This is a genomic window from Luteolibacter sp. Y139 (assembly GCF_038066715.1).
GTDB lineage: Bacteria > Verrucomicrobiota > Verrucomicrobiia > Verrucomicrobiales > Akkermansiaceae > Haloferula > Haloferula soli.
Map to the genome: position 1 here is coordinate 374,842 of NZ_JBBUKT010000002.1, position 12,543 is coordinate 387,384.

Here is a 12,543-nt window from a genome sequence, read left to right on the forward strand (position 1 = left end):
TCAAGAGGGGTGTTTGAGTTCGTCCTGAAGGGGGCCGCCACGGAATGGCGCGTAGCCGGTGCCGAGAACCATCGCGAGATCGATGTCGTCGGCCGTTTCGGCGATGCCTTCGCTGAGGCAGAGACGGGCTTCCTGGCTCATCGCGTGATTGAGCCGCGCGGCGACGTCGGAGGGTGCGGGTTCATTTCCGGTTCGGAGGGCGAGTGCGGCTGGATTGGGCGTGGCTTCGTTGTGATCGTAGCTATAGAAGCCTGCACCGGACTTGCGACCGAGTTGGCCTCGGGCGATGAGCTTTTCCAACAGATCGGGAACTTTCATCCTGTCGGGAAAGGCTTCGGCCAAGGTCCGGGCGACGTGGGCGGAGACATCGAGTCCGACTTCATCGAGCAGGCGCAGCGGTCCCATCGGCATGCCGAAGTCGAGCATCGCATCGTCGATGGCCTTGGGGTCGCCGCCGCGTTCGAAGATCCTGGCGGCTTCCACGAGGTAGGGCATGAGGATGCGGTTCACCAAGAAGCCGGGAGCATCGCGCACTACCACGGGCAACTTTCCGAGTGAACGGACGAAGGCGACCGCGGTGGCGAGCGTTTCATCGGACGTGGTGGCCGTTCGGACGACCTCCACCAAGGGCATACGGTGGACGGGATTGAAGAAGTGCAGGCCGACCAGTCGCTCAGGATGGGTGATGACGCTGGCGAGTTCGTGGACGGGCAATGCCGAGGTATTGGTCGCAAGGATGGTGTCCGGACGGACGCGTGATGAGAGATCGGCGAAGACCTTTTGTTTGATATCGAGCCGCTCCACGGCGGCTTCGATCACGAGGTCGCAGCGGTCGAGGGGGACGGGAGTTGCGGACGGGTGGATTCGATCCATGCCGCGGGCTGCGGCGGTGGGCGTGAGGATGCGGCGGCTACGAGACTCGTCGTAGTTTCTGGCGATCGACTTCATGCCACGGGCGAGGGCGTCATCGTCGAGATCGCGAAGGATGACATCGTGGCCGCGGGTGCTGAGCCAGTAGGCGATGCCCGCGCCCATGACACCCGCGCCGATCACTGCGCACTGGCCGATCTTGCGTGGTTCGGCGGCGACGAAACGGTGCTTTTTCGCCCGCTCCTGGAGAAAGAACAGCCGCAGAAGCTGTCGCGTTTCCGGGCGTGGCGCGAGTTTCAGGATCGCTTCCTTTTCGCGGCGAAAGCCTTCCTTGATCGGTCCGCTGCAGGAGGCCAGCGCCACGTCGAGAGCCGCCTCGGGACCGGGATAGAGGCCGCGGGACTTGGCGCGCAGTGCCGAGCGAGCCTTGGCACCGATGATGGCGATGGAGAGTGGATTGTGCAGATGGAAGAAAGGCTTCAAGTGGCGCTTGCCGCGGTCGAGGAAGGTCAGGGCGTAGGCATCGAGGTTTTCCTTGGGAACGACGGCGTCGACGAGGCCTTTTGCCTTCGCAGCGCCGGCGGCCATCACCTTGCCACCGAGGATGATGGGCAAGGCTTTCGGAAGGCCGATGAGGCGGGGGAGCCGGGTGGTTCCACCCCAGGCAGGGAGAATGCCGAGATTGGTTTCAGGCAGGCCGATCTTGGTGACCGAGGCATCGCTCGCGACGCGCCAGTCGCAGGCGAGGGCAAGTTCACAACCACCGCCGACGCAGGCTCCATGGATGGCGGCAACGGTGACGTAGGGGAGGCGCGCGAGTTTCTCGAAGGTCGCTTGGCCGAGCTCGATCAGGTCGCGCAAGTCATCTCCTTGAAGAGAGGAAAGCACTTTCAGGTCTGCGCCTGCGATGAAGATGGAAGGCTTGGCAGAGCGGATGATCAGGCCGGTGAGTTCCGGGTGAGCGGAGAGGGCATCGAGCTTCTCGTTGAGTTCGACCAAGGCGGGGCGGTCGAAGATATTGGCGGAGGAACCTTCGCGATCGAAGGTGAGGACGCCGTGGGTGCCGTTGAGTTGGAAATGGAAGTGTGGCATGGCGTTGGGTGGTTCGTCACGGGCGTTCGAGCCAGAGGGCGGCGCCCTGGCCGCCGCCGACGCAGAGAGTGGCGAGGGCGGACTTGCCGCCGGTCTCGCGAAGCTGGTGCAGGGCTGTTAGAACGAGGCGGGCACCGGTGGCTCCGACTGGATGGCCGAGGGCGATGGAACCGCCGCGGCGGTTGAGCTTTTCGTGGGGGATCTCGATGGGCGGCATCGAAGCTCCGCTTTTCAGTTCAGCGAGGACGGCGAGCACCTGGGCTGCGAAGGCCTCGTTGATCTCGATGACATCGACATCATCCGGCGAACGGCCGAGGCGGGCGATGGCGTGAACGGGACCGAGTCCCATGCGCGTGGGGTTGCAGCCGACGTAGGCGTAGCTGGTGAGACGACCGAGGGGTTCGACGCCGATTTTCTTCGCGGCTTGTTCGCTGCCGACCAGCAGGGCGACGGCACCATCGGTGACTTGCGAGCTGTTGCCGGCAGTAACGCTGCCGCTCTGGCGGTCGAAGATGGGACGGAGCTTGGCGAGCTTCTCGGGTGTCGAATTCTCGCGGATCCCGTTGTCGCGAGTGACTGCCTTTCCGGGCAGGTGAACGGGCGCGATCTCTTCTAACAGCCTGTCGGCGGAGGCGAGCGCCTTGCGGTGAGAGGTGGCGGCAAAGGCGTCCTGGAGCTGGCGCGAGAGATTGAACTCGCGGGCGAGTGTCTCTGCCGTGTCGCCCATGATCTGGCCGCAATAGGGATCGGTCAGGCCTAGCTGGAGGCCAACGCGCGGTTTGAAGTCCGCGGGTCGGAAATCGGCAATGGCCGTGATCTTCTGGCCGATCTCTTTTGCCTTCGAGAGTGTGGCGAATTTGGCGACGGTCGCATGAGGATAGAAGAAGGGGATCTGCGACATGCTTTCAGCACCGCCGACGAGGAACAGTTCGCCTTGGCCAGTGGCCATCCGCTGGTGAGCAGTAGTGATTGCCTCCATGCCCGATGCGCAGTTGCGGTGGACGGTCACCGCAGGCGTCTTCTCGGGGATGCCGGAGCGCAGGGCGATGACCCGGGCAATGTTCGCGGCATCCGGTGGCTGCGCGACGCAGCCCATGATGACCTCATCGATCAGGCCTGGGTCGATGCCGGTGCGAAGCAACAAGGAGGTGCAGGCATGACAGCCGAGATCGTCTGCCGAAAGCATGTCGAAGTCGGAGCCGGAGCGACAAAAGGGGGTGCGGATGCCGGCGATGATGAAGAGATCGCTCATGAGACTTCGGGGTTGGGGCGGTGATCGACGACTTTTTGCTCTTTCAATTCCTTCCCGACGCCTTGCATGCGGCGCATGTCGTCCCAGGTGTGGAACACGATGTCATTGGGCGCGAACTCGACTGCTTGGCCGAAGCGATGGCTGATGTGATGGCGGAGTGCATCCCGGTCGCAGCCATTGATCGGGACTGCGTGAACGAAGACCTGATCGGTTTCGAGCGGGTCGTCGTGGCGCTTGCGCAGTTCGATCTGCCAAGCGCCGAGGCCGTCGGTATCATCGAGCAGGTTTTCCAGGGCATTGAAGTCGACGAGCGTTCCCTTGAGCTTGCCTACATTGAGTTCGCGGATGTCGGAGACGCGGGAGATCTTTCCTAACAGACGCGGGCAGGTCCGGCCGCAGTGCGGGCAGGGTTCGTAGGTGATCCCGCCTTCGACAAGGTCACCGGTGCGGTAGCGGATGACGACGGTGCCACGTGCATCCAGCGGAGTGCAGACGATCTCGCCGGGCTGCCCGTCGGGAACACGCTGGCCGGTCTTTGGATCGATCACTTCGAGGAAGACCATGTCAGGGTAGGTGTGGAAGCCGGTGGTTTCCTCGCCTTCCGGCGGCATGCACTCGGTCCACGCGAGCTTGGCTTCGGTGAAGCCGTAGGTGGACATGATGGCCACGTGCTCGGCACCAATCTCCTCGCAAAGCGCGCGCAGTTTCCGGCGCATGCCAAGGGGGACCTTCTCGCCGCCGAGGACGATGCGTTTCAGCTTGGTCCAGCGCTCCTTCTCGTGGGCGGCCTGCTGGAGCAGGTGATAGAGGAAGGTGGGCATCGCGATGATCGCATCGGGATCGATCTTCGTGACGAGCCGGAGATTGCCGTCGGTGCCGAGCGTTTTCCCGCCGCCGGTGGACATCATGAAGGTGTTGAAGCCGATGCCCGCGTAGTGGGCCAACCAGAAGGCGAGGTGAGGCGCGAAGGGAAAGGCGTTGATGTGCCGCCATGAGGGATCGGACTTGCAGAGTTCCATCATGCGGCGTCCGCCCTCCTCTAGGTTGGCGAGGTCGTGCTTGGTGTAGAGGAATGGCACGGGTGCGGCGGAGCGGCCGGTGGTGCTTGTCAGAAGGATCGGCCGGAGCTCTTCCTCAAGCGCCTGCTTCGTCGCCGCGGGGCCGTGAGTGAGCGCGTAGCGCAGCGTGGACCACTGGTGACGCAGGGCTTTTTCATCGGGAATGATGACGAAGTCGCGCGGGGTGGAGAGATCGGCCTTCGAGGTGAAGGGCAGCGATTGGAGATCATCGGTGCTGCGAATGTCGCCGGCCTCGATGTCGAGGTCTTTGAAAAGTTTCCCGTAGTGCGCGGTGAAGGGCACCACGCGGTCCTTCAGGAGGCGCTGCAGCAGCGCGTCCTGGCGGTGGTGGAGTTCGTCACGCGACGTCGTGGCCCACCATGGGTTGAACGGATGGGGTTTCATCAGCTTGGAAATCTGGGCGCAGCAGGGCGCGGATCTCATCGAGATGGTCGAGGGCGACCTGACGACCAGCATCGATGAAGCGGCGGAAGCCTGAGTAGTCGTGCCAAGGGGCGAAGAAGTGCTCGGGCCTCAGGCATAGATCGGCACGCTTGCACGATTCATGGGCGAGGCGGATCTGCGCGGCGCGAATGCTCTGGCGAAAGGTGTCGATGATGTTGCCGCGAGCCATGAAGTTGATGTTGCGGTTGACGGCGATGCCGCAACGTTTCCATAGACCGAGATCGGGAACTTCCTCGACACGGCAAAAGCCTTCATCGACATCCGCAAAGGTGGGGATGGTGGAAATGGCCAGCACCCGATCGACATCGGAAAACTTGTGCAGTGCCCCCACGGGAACGGGATCGATCACCCCTCCGTCGACACAGCGATGGCCATCCAGCATGACGGGCGCGATGATGCCGGGCATGGCGCAGGACGCGTGGACGGCATCGGCGATTTTTCCGCGGCGGCGGACAAGGCGCTCCTTGGTATCGATATCGAGCGTGACCACGAGAAGGCGGCGCTCCAGGTCCTCGAAGCACACGTCACCGAGCGAGCGTTCGAGATGAGCTCGCGCCTTGTGGCCGTGGAAGAGTCCCTTCATCGGTGGGAACATCGGATCCGCGAGCTTCCAGAGTTGGCGGCGATCCTGCATTTCGGCGGCGAGATCCTCGAGCGCCTTGCCGGAGAATCCCACAGCCCACAGGGCGCCGATGTAGGCGCCCATGCTGGAGCCGGCGATGGCATGGACCTCAATGCCGTTTTCCTCCAACACCTGCAGGACGCCGACATGGGCGAGGCCGCGGGCTCCTCCGGACGACAAGGCGAGTCCTAGTTTTGGCGCTGGCGCACTATCCAAAGGACGCTCGCGTCGGGCCGGGCGCGGGCTGCTGCGGAAGAAACGTAAGATCTTGCCGAGCATGGTTTGGGGTCCTTTCTGCTGGAAGACCGGCTTTTCCACCGATCCACCTAACAGTAGTCCCTAAGCCAGCGAAGATCAACTGGGCGCTTTTACGAACATTCGCAAATCACAGGGTGATCTGCGCGCCGAGCTCGACGACGCGGCCGGGCGGGAGGCGGAAATAGGCCGTGGCGGGGGATGCGTTCCTTGCCATGACGGCGAAGAGTGCGAGCCTTACCCGATCCAGTGCGCTGGCGTTTTTGCCGACGCCGTAGGTTTCCCGGCCGAGGACGTAAGTGGCCTTGCCCGGGTGGAACTTCACTTCTTCGGGCAGCCGGGTTTTGAGAGCTTCGGGCACGTCGGGCGTGTCCGCAAATCCGAAGCTGAGATGGACCCGGTGGACTCCTTCGCCAAGGTCGTTGTGGCCGAGGCACTCGTTCGGGTCGGCGTGCGGCTGGTCGAGGGTCTGAACGTGCAGCAGCACCACGCGTTCATGGAGGACCTGGTTGTGTTTCAAATTGTGGAGCAGGGCGGTGGGGACGTTGTCGCCGCGGCCGCTCATGTAGACGGCGGTGCCGGAGACGCGGTGGATCTGGCCTTTTTTCAGGTCGCTCAGCAGCGCGTCGATGGGAAGCGATTCGCGTGAAAGACGCTGGAAGAGCCGGGCACGGCCCCAGATCCAGGTGACCATCAGCGAGAAGATCACGCCTCCCACGACCAGTGGCAGCCAGCCGCCGTCGATGATCTTGTGGGTATTGGCAGCGAGGAAGGCACCGTCGACGATCAGGAATATCGTCGTGAGGGTGGCGGCCCGCCATTTGCTCCATCCCCAGACGGAAATCGCGGCGGAATAGAAGAGCATGGAGGTGATCGTCATCGTCAGGGCGATGGCGATGCCGTAGGCCGCTTCCAGAGCGTTCGAACTCTTGAAGCCGAGGACGAGGAGGATGCAGGCGACAGCAAGCAGGTTGTTTACGGACGGCACATAGACCTGGCCGGCGGAGTGCTCGGAGGTGTAGCGCACCTTCACGCGGGGCATGACGCCGAGTTGCACCGCCTGGGTGGTGAGCGAGTAGGCCCCGGAGATCAGCGCCTGGCTGGCAATGACTGCCGCCGCCGTCGCCAGGATGGTCAGCGGGAAGCGAAGGAACTCCGGTGCGAGCAGGAAGAAGGGCGCACGGATGGCGCTGGGATCCTCGATGAGCAGCGCGGCCTGGCCCAGATAGTTCAGCACGAGGCCGGGGAAGACGACCGTGAACCAGGCGGCGCGGATGGGTTTCACGCCGAAGTGCCCGAGGTCCGCATAGAGCGCCTCACCCCCCGTCACCGCGAGGAAGACCGATGCCAGCAGCGGGAAGGCATGGTGCCATTCATGGATCATGAACATCAGCCCGGCGTGGGGACTGAGGGCGGTAATGACTTCCGGTTGCTTGATGATTTGGCCGATTCCGAGGGCGCCGAGCGCACCGAACCATAGCATGACCACCGGACCGAAAAGCACGCCGACCCTGCCGGTGCCGTGACGCTGGATGGCAAAAAGCGCGATCAGGATGCCGACGCAGATGGGGAGGATCCATCGCTCCACCACCGGCGCGCTGACGGAGAGGCCCTCCACGGCACTGAGCACTGAGATCGCCGGGGTCAGCATGCCATCCGCGTAGATGAGCGCCGCGCCGGCGAGGCCGAGGATCAGGACGGACTTGGGATCCTTCCGGCCGAATCGCCGCACGCCGGAGCGGATCAGCGCTGACAGCGCCAGGATCCCGCCTTCGCCCTTGTTATCGAGACGCAGGATGATGAAGAGGTATTTGATCGAGACGACCAGAATCAGCGACCAGACGATCAGCGAGGCCGCGCCGACCAGATTCTCCGGGTGAAGCGGCGCGCCGTGGCTGCCGGAAAAACACGCGCGGAAGGCATACAGCGGGCTCGTCCCGATGTCTCCGAACACAATGCCGAGGGCCGCGAGCGTCGCAGCGGGGAGCGAGGGCTGGCGGACCGCATGGCCGGCGGAAGATTGCTTCATCGTCGCGGAACTGCTCTTCCGCCCCGCTTTCCAATCAGCCCGCCCGCCCCATGGCCAGCGAAAAGACCCCGCGCGGGAACGCAGAAAAGGCTTGATTTAGCAATACCTGCGGCTCGCGGGACGGGGTGCCCGGAAATCGCCCGGCTTGCGAGGAATCCCCGCTGGACGCTGGGCCGTCAGGCCGTTAAACGCGGCCCGTCATGGCCAAGAAACCGGTGGTGCTCATCATTCGCGACGGCTGGGGTGTGAACCCCGGGGGGAAGAAGACGGCGAAAAAGGACGGCAATGCGACGCTGCTCGCCAAGACCCCGTTTCACGACGTGATGCTGGAGCAGTATCCGAAGGGCTCCCTCAGCGCCTCCGGCCTCGACGTGGGGCTGCCAGAAGGACAGATGGGCAACTCGGAAGTCGGCCACCTCAATCTCGGTGCCGGGCGGATCGTTTATCAAGACCTGACCCGCATCAACAAGGCGATCGAGGACGGCACCCTGGCCAAGAACAAGACCTTCAAGAAGGCGCTCGCCGCGGCGAAAGGGAAGCGCCTCCACTTCCTCGGCCTGCTTTCCGATGGCGGCGTCCATTCGCATCAGGATCACCTTTGCGCGATGGTGGCGATGGCCAAGGAAGCCGGGGTGGATGACATCTACGTCCATGCCATCACCGATGGCCGCGACACGTCGCCGACCGGCGGTGCCGGCTACCTTTCCAAGGTCGAGGATGAGATCGCGCAATACGGCGCCCGGATTGCCACCGTGACCGGTCGCTATTACGCGATGGACCGCGACAAGCGCTGGGAGCGCACCAAGCTTGCGTGGGACGCGATCGTGCACGGCATCGGCGAGGCGAAGGACGTGCTCGCTTCCGAGGCGGTGGCGGAGAAATACGGCGACGAGAAGACGGACGAGTTCCTGCTGCCAATGGTGTTCGTCACGCCGGGCAAGAAGCTCGTGCGCGATGGCGATGTGGTCCTGTTCTTCAATTTCCGCGCCGACCGCGTGCGACAGATTTCCGATGCCTTCCTCAACGAGGGCACCTTCAAGCCTTTCAAGGCGGGCCGTCGTCCGAAGGTCCACTACGTGACCCTCACCCAGTACGACGCCAACTATAAGTGCGACGTCATCTTCGGGCCGGACAAGCTGAAGATGGGCCTTGGCGAAGTGGTCGCGAAGGAGAAGAAGACCCAGATGCGGATCGCGGAGACCGAGAAGTATCCGCACGTGACCTATTTCTTCAACGGCGGCATCGAGAAGCCGAACAAGGGCGAGGACCGCTACATCATCCCTTCGCCGAAGGACGTGGCCACCTATGACCTCAAGCCGGAGATGAGCGCGGGCAAGGTCACCGACACGGTGCTCGAGCAGCTCAAGAACTACGATCTGGTCATCCTCAACTTCGCCAACCCCGACATGGTCGGTCACACCGGCGTGGTCGAAGCGGCCATCAAGGCGTGCGAAACGATCGATGCCGACGTGAAGGCGATCGTCGACGAAACGCTCAAGCTCGGCGGCAAGCTGCTGATCACCGCCGACCACGGCAACTGCGAGTTCATGATCAATGCGGACGGCTCGCCGAATACCGCGCACACGACGAATCTGGTGCACCTGGTTTACGTCGCCGCCGATGCGGAGAAGTATGAGGTGAAGGACGGCATCCTCGCGGATGTAGCGCCTACCCTGCTAGAGATGCTCGGCCTGCCGAAGCCGAAGGAGATGACGGGTGGTTCGCTGCTGAAAAAGAAGTGAACCGTGGCTGCGGCGAGATGCCGCGCCGGAATCAGCCGCCTTTGCTCCGTGGAGAGTATTGGCGGCGGCAGCTAGAGCACGGGTGATTTCCACCCAGCACCTCGAGCGATTGCCTGAGCGGATGAATGGTTTATGGTTTGGTCCCGGTGGGAAACACCGGTAGCGGCCCCGCGGGATTCAGTTCGGTGGGAGCCTTGAGCGCGAACTTCCGGTCCTTGCCCGGTTCGAAATTGCCGAAGGCGACGGGAACCACGGTCATGACCATGATCGGCGTGTCTTCACCGGCGACCTTCGCGACGTGCAGGAGCATGGCGCAGTTGGGAAACTTGGAGACGGAGAGCTGGTCACCGGCGGCGATCCACCCTTCCGCCTTGGTCTCGTCGGTGGGGAATAGATATTCGATCACCACCGGCCACGGTGCGGGCTTGGTGAATTCGTCGGGAGCGATCATCGCTTGTGCCCGCACGGCGAAGCCGGGATGGAACAGATCGTCCGGGCCGAGCTTGCGGACCTCCTGGACCTGATAGTCGCCCTCGGCATACTGGATCAGCGCGGGCTCCTTGAGGTTCGTCAGGTAGTTCCTCATCAGCGCTGCATTGAAGGTCTGCAGGTCCTCATCGGACAATCCGGCGTAGCGGCGATAGAAGGCGCGGGGATCGGCGGACTCGCCGGGGGGGGCCTGAAGCAGGGGCAAGGGCAGCGGCGGTTCGACGCGCTTCAGTTTGCGAAGGATCTCGTAGTTCCGCGGGATCTCCGGGTGCTGGAACACATGCAGGCAGAGCAGCCAGCTCAGCACCGCGAGGCATAGCGCGACGACATTGGCCAGGGCCCACCAGTAGTAGGCCGGTGAGCGCTTCTTTTTCGGCGGCGGCTGCTTGTCGCGCGGCATCAGCGGCACTCCTCAGGCTCGGGCGTCGGCTCGTTGGCGGTCTCGAATGAGGTGCCGCACCCGCAGGAGCGGGCGGCATTCGGATTGTCGATGCGGAAGCCGGCGTCGTTCAGGTCATCGCAGTAGTCGATGCGGCAGCCTTGCAGCTTGCCGGCGCTATCGGCGGCCACGATCACCCGGGCACCGGGGACTTCCACGATGGTGTCGCCGTCTTCCGGGGCGGCGATTTCCATGACATACTGCCAGCCGGCGCAGCCGCCCTTGCGGACGGCGAGGCGCAGTCCGCTTCCCGGGCTCGCGCCCTTGCGTTCCAGCAGTGTCCGCAGTTCGCCTGCGGCCTTGTCGGTCACCGTAATCATCTGGAGGAAAGACAAGACGCAAGATTCGCAGACGCAAGACACAAGACTGGAACTTTTTCCCGGGCGGCCCACCCTTGCCGCGTGCCGCGCATCCGAATCCTGCCCGAAATCCTGGCCAGCCAAGTGGCGGCGGGCGAGGTGGTGGAACGGCCGGCCAGTGCGGTGAAGGAATTGGTCGAGAATAGCCTGGATGCCGGGGCGGGGGAGATTTTGGTCGAGATCCGCCGGGGCGGGGCTGCCCTGCTGCGGGTGATCGACGATGGCTCGGGGATGTCCAAGGATGATGCTTTGCTCAGCCTGGAGCGCCACGCGACCAGCAAACTCGCCGATTCGGCTGGGCTCGCTTCGATCCGCACCCTGGGTTTCCGCGGTGAGGCGGTGCCGAGCATCGCCAGCGTCTCGCGGTTCCGGCTGATCACGCGTGAACCGGAGGCAGTGGCGGGGACCGAGATCGCGGTGGAAGGGGGAGTCATGCGCGATGTCCGCGAGGCTGGCTGCGCGCCGGGCACGACGGTCGAAGTGAAGGATCTCTTTTTCAACGTGCCGGCCCGGCGGAAATTCCTGCGCGCGGAGAGCACCGAGTCGGCCCACGTGGAGCATCAGCTGCGGATGCACGCGCTGGCCGCCGCTGGTGTCAGGTTTCGCTTTCGCAAGGACGAGCGCGAGGTCTTCGACCTCCCCGCGGGGATGTCGCGGCTGGACCGTGTGCGTTGGATGACGGGGAACGACTTGGGGCGCGAGTTGATCGTGCTGCCGCTCACGCATGGCAACGGGGTCTCGGTGGAGGGCTTCGTGCTACCGGCGATCCACGCGCGCAAGGGACGCCGCCACCAATGTGTCTTCCTCAACGGGCGGCCGGTGGAAGACGGGGCGATTTCCCGCGGTCTTGCCGAGGGCTTTCGCAGCGCGCTGTCCGATGGCCTCCATCCCGCGGCGTGGCTGTGGATCGAGATGGAGCCTTCGCTGGTGGACGTGAACGTTCATCCGGCGAAGCGCGAGATCCGGCTGCACCGGCCCCACGAATTGCGCGAAGTGCTGACCGAAGCGGTTCGCGAAGGCTTGGCCAAGGCGGAGGCGGCGAAGCGGCCGGTTTTCAAGGTGGAAGCGACGGTGGCTCCTGCCCGGCCCGTCGAGGAGCGGCCGGTTTTTCATGGCACGCCAAGGGAAGTCCCGAGGACGGCTGCGCCGCGCGAGTGGCCTGCCAGCCTGCCGGTGCAGCAGCGGATGTTCGAGCCGGTCGCGGCACCCGCAGTGGCTCCCGCGACGACTTCCTTGCCAGTGCCGGTTCCGGAGGCGCCGCCGGTGTCGAAAGCCCCGCCGTTCCGTTACGTCGGCACGCTTCATGACCGCTTTGCGATCCTGGAGTCGGAGGATGGCTTGGTTTTGCTCGATCCGCGCGCGGCACGGGAGCGGATCCTCTACGAGCGCTGGCTGCACGATGCCGATGGCCGCGGGGTGGAGAGCCAGACCCTGCTGGTGCCGGTGCTGCTGGAGCCCGGGCCCCGCGAGTGCGAGCTGGCGCTGCGCCACCGGGACGAATTCGCCAAGGCAGGCATCGAGCTGGAAGACTTCGGTTCCGGCACCCTGCGGGTTGGCTCGCTGCCGGACTTTCTCAAGCTCGCCGACGTCCGCTCCTTCCTCACCGGGCTGATCGACGAATTGGCAGGCGGCCAGCTTCCTGGCAGCCGGGTGGCGTTCGATCTCCTCGCCAAGCTGCTGGCCCGTCGCGCGGCGCTGGTGGAGGCTCCGCGACCGCACGAAGCCTTGCGCCTGCTCGACGTTTTGTTCCGCTGCGAGCTCCCGTACTGCGCCCCGGATGGCCGACCGACGCTCACCGAATTCTCGATAAAGGAGCTGGAACGGCGGTTTTCCGGAGCGAAAAGCGCAGGTTTTTGAAATTTCCGGCCTCA

At 64.2% G+C, this 12,543-nt stretch carries 9 protein-coding genes; 2 read left to right on the forward strand and 7 right to left on the reverse strand.

Translation table 11 applies throughout. The annotated features are described in order from the left end of the window. The 5 genes from WKV53_RS06445 to WKV53_RS06465 form a co-directional block, all read right to left on the reverse strand. On the reverse strand, positions 1–1,962 hold the full coding sequence (locus WKV53_RS06445; protein ID WP_341403540.1) for a 3-hydroxyacyl-CoA dehydrogenase NAD-binding domain-containing protein: 1,962 nt from the start codon (positions 1,960–1,962) through the stop codon (positions 1–3). A 16-nt stretch (positions 1,963–1,978) separates the two neighbouring features. Beyond that, positions 1,979–3,214, reverse strand: coding sequence for a thiolase family protein (locus WKV53_RS06450; protein WP_341403541.1), 1,236 nt, complete (start codon positions 3,212–3,214; stop codon positions 1,979–1,981). Then, the gene (locus tag WKV53_RS06455; RefSeq protein ID WP_341403542.1) at positions 3,211–4,677 is read right to left on the reverse strand and encodes a phenylacetate--CoA ligase family protein; all 1,467 of its coding nucleotides are present in this window, start codon (positions 4,675–4,677) and stop codon (positions 3,211–3,213) included. The genes WKV53_RS06450 and WKV53_RS06455 overlap by 4 nt, the downstream gene beginning before the upstream one ends. Beyond that, the gene (locus tag WKV53_RS06460) at positions 4,631–5,539 is read right to left on the reverse strand and encodes a patatin-like phospholipase family protein (protein ID WP_341403543.1); all 909 of its coding nucleotides are present in this window, start codon (positions 5,537–5,539) and stop codon (positions 4,631–4,633) included. The genes WKV53_RS06455 and WKV53_RS06460 overlap by 47 nt, the downstream gene beginning before the upstream one ends. 205 nt (positions 5,540–5,744) lie before the next feature. Further along, on the reverse strand, positions 5,745–7,643 hold the full coding sequence (locus WKV53_RS06465; RefSeq protein WP_341403544.1) for a potassium transporter Kup: 1,899 nt from the start codon (positions 7,641–7,643) through the stop codon (positions 5,745–5,747). A 200-nt stretch (positions 7,644–7,843) separates the two neighbouring features. Between WKV53_RS06465 and gpmI the strand changes: the two genes are divergently transcribed. Then, entirely contained in the window at positions 7,844–9,385 is a 1,542-nt protein-coding gene (gene gpmI / locus WKV53_RS06470; protein WP_341403545.1) for a 2,3-bisphosphoglycerate-independent phosphoglycerate mutase, read from the forward strand. A 130-nt stretch (positions 9,386–9,515) separates the two neighbouring features. Here gpmI and WKV53_RS06475 read toward each other — a convergent pair whose 3' ends face one another. Both WKV53_RS06475 and WKV53_RS06480 read right to left on the reverse strand, forming a co-directional pair. Beyond that, positions 9,516–10,274 carry a hypothetical protein gene (locus WKV53_RS06475; RefSeq protein WP_341403546.1) on the reverse strand — a complete coding sequence of 253 codons (759 nt, stop codon included), beginning with the start codon at positions 10,272–10,274 and terminating at the stop codon, positions 9,516–9,518. Beyond that, positions 10,274–10,648, reverse strand: coding sequence for a HesB/IscA family protein (locus tag WKV53_RS06480; protein ID WP_341403547.1), 375 nt, complete (start codon positions 10,646–10,648; stop codon positions 10,274–10,276). Before WKV53_RS06480 ends, WKV53_RS06475 begins: the two co-directional genes overlap by 1 nt. Positions 10,649–10,714: 66 nt before the next feature. Here WKV53_RS06480 and mutL point away from each other — a divergent pair, with 66 nt between their 5' ends. Continuing rightward, on the forward strand, positions 10,715–12,529 hold the full coding sequence (gene mutL / locus WKV53_RS06485) for a DNA mismatch repair endonuclease MutL (RefSeq protein WP_341403548.1): 1,815 nt from the start codon (positions 10,715–10,717) through the stop codon (positions 12,527–12,529). Positions 12,530–12,543 lie beyond the last annotated feature (14 nt).

What these genes read in the sequence shown, in the direction of transcription:
- WKV53_RS06445 (WP_341403540.1), bottom strand. Translation starts at nt 1,962, where the DNA reads ATGCCACACTTCCATTTCCAACTCAACGGCACCCACGGCGTCCTCACC.
- WKV53_RS06450 (WP_341403541.1), bottom strand. Translation starts at nt 3,214, where the DNA reads ATGAGCGATCTCTTCATCATCGCCGGCATCCGCACCCCCTTTTGTCGC.
- WKV53_RS06455 (WP_341403542.1), bottom strand. Translation starts at nt 4,677, where the DNA reads ATGAAACCCCATCCGTTCAACCCATGGTGGGCCACGACGTCGCGTGAC.
- WKV53_RS06465 (WP_341403544.1), bottom strand. Translation starts at nt 7,643, where the DNA reads ATGAAGCAATCTTCCGCCGGCCATGCGGTCCGCCAGCCCTCGCTCCCC.
- gpmI (WP_341403545.1), top strand. Translation starts at nt 7,844, where the DNA reads ATGGCCAAGAAACCGGTGGTGCTCATCATTCGCGACGGCTGGGGTGTG.
- WKV53_RS06475 (WP_341403546.1), bottom strand. Translation starts at nt 10,274, where the DNA reads ATGCCGCGCGACAAGCAGCCGCCGCCGAAAAAGAAGCGCTCACCGGCC.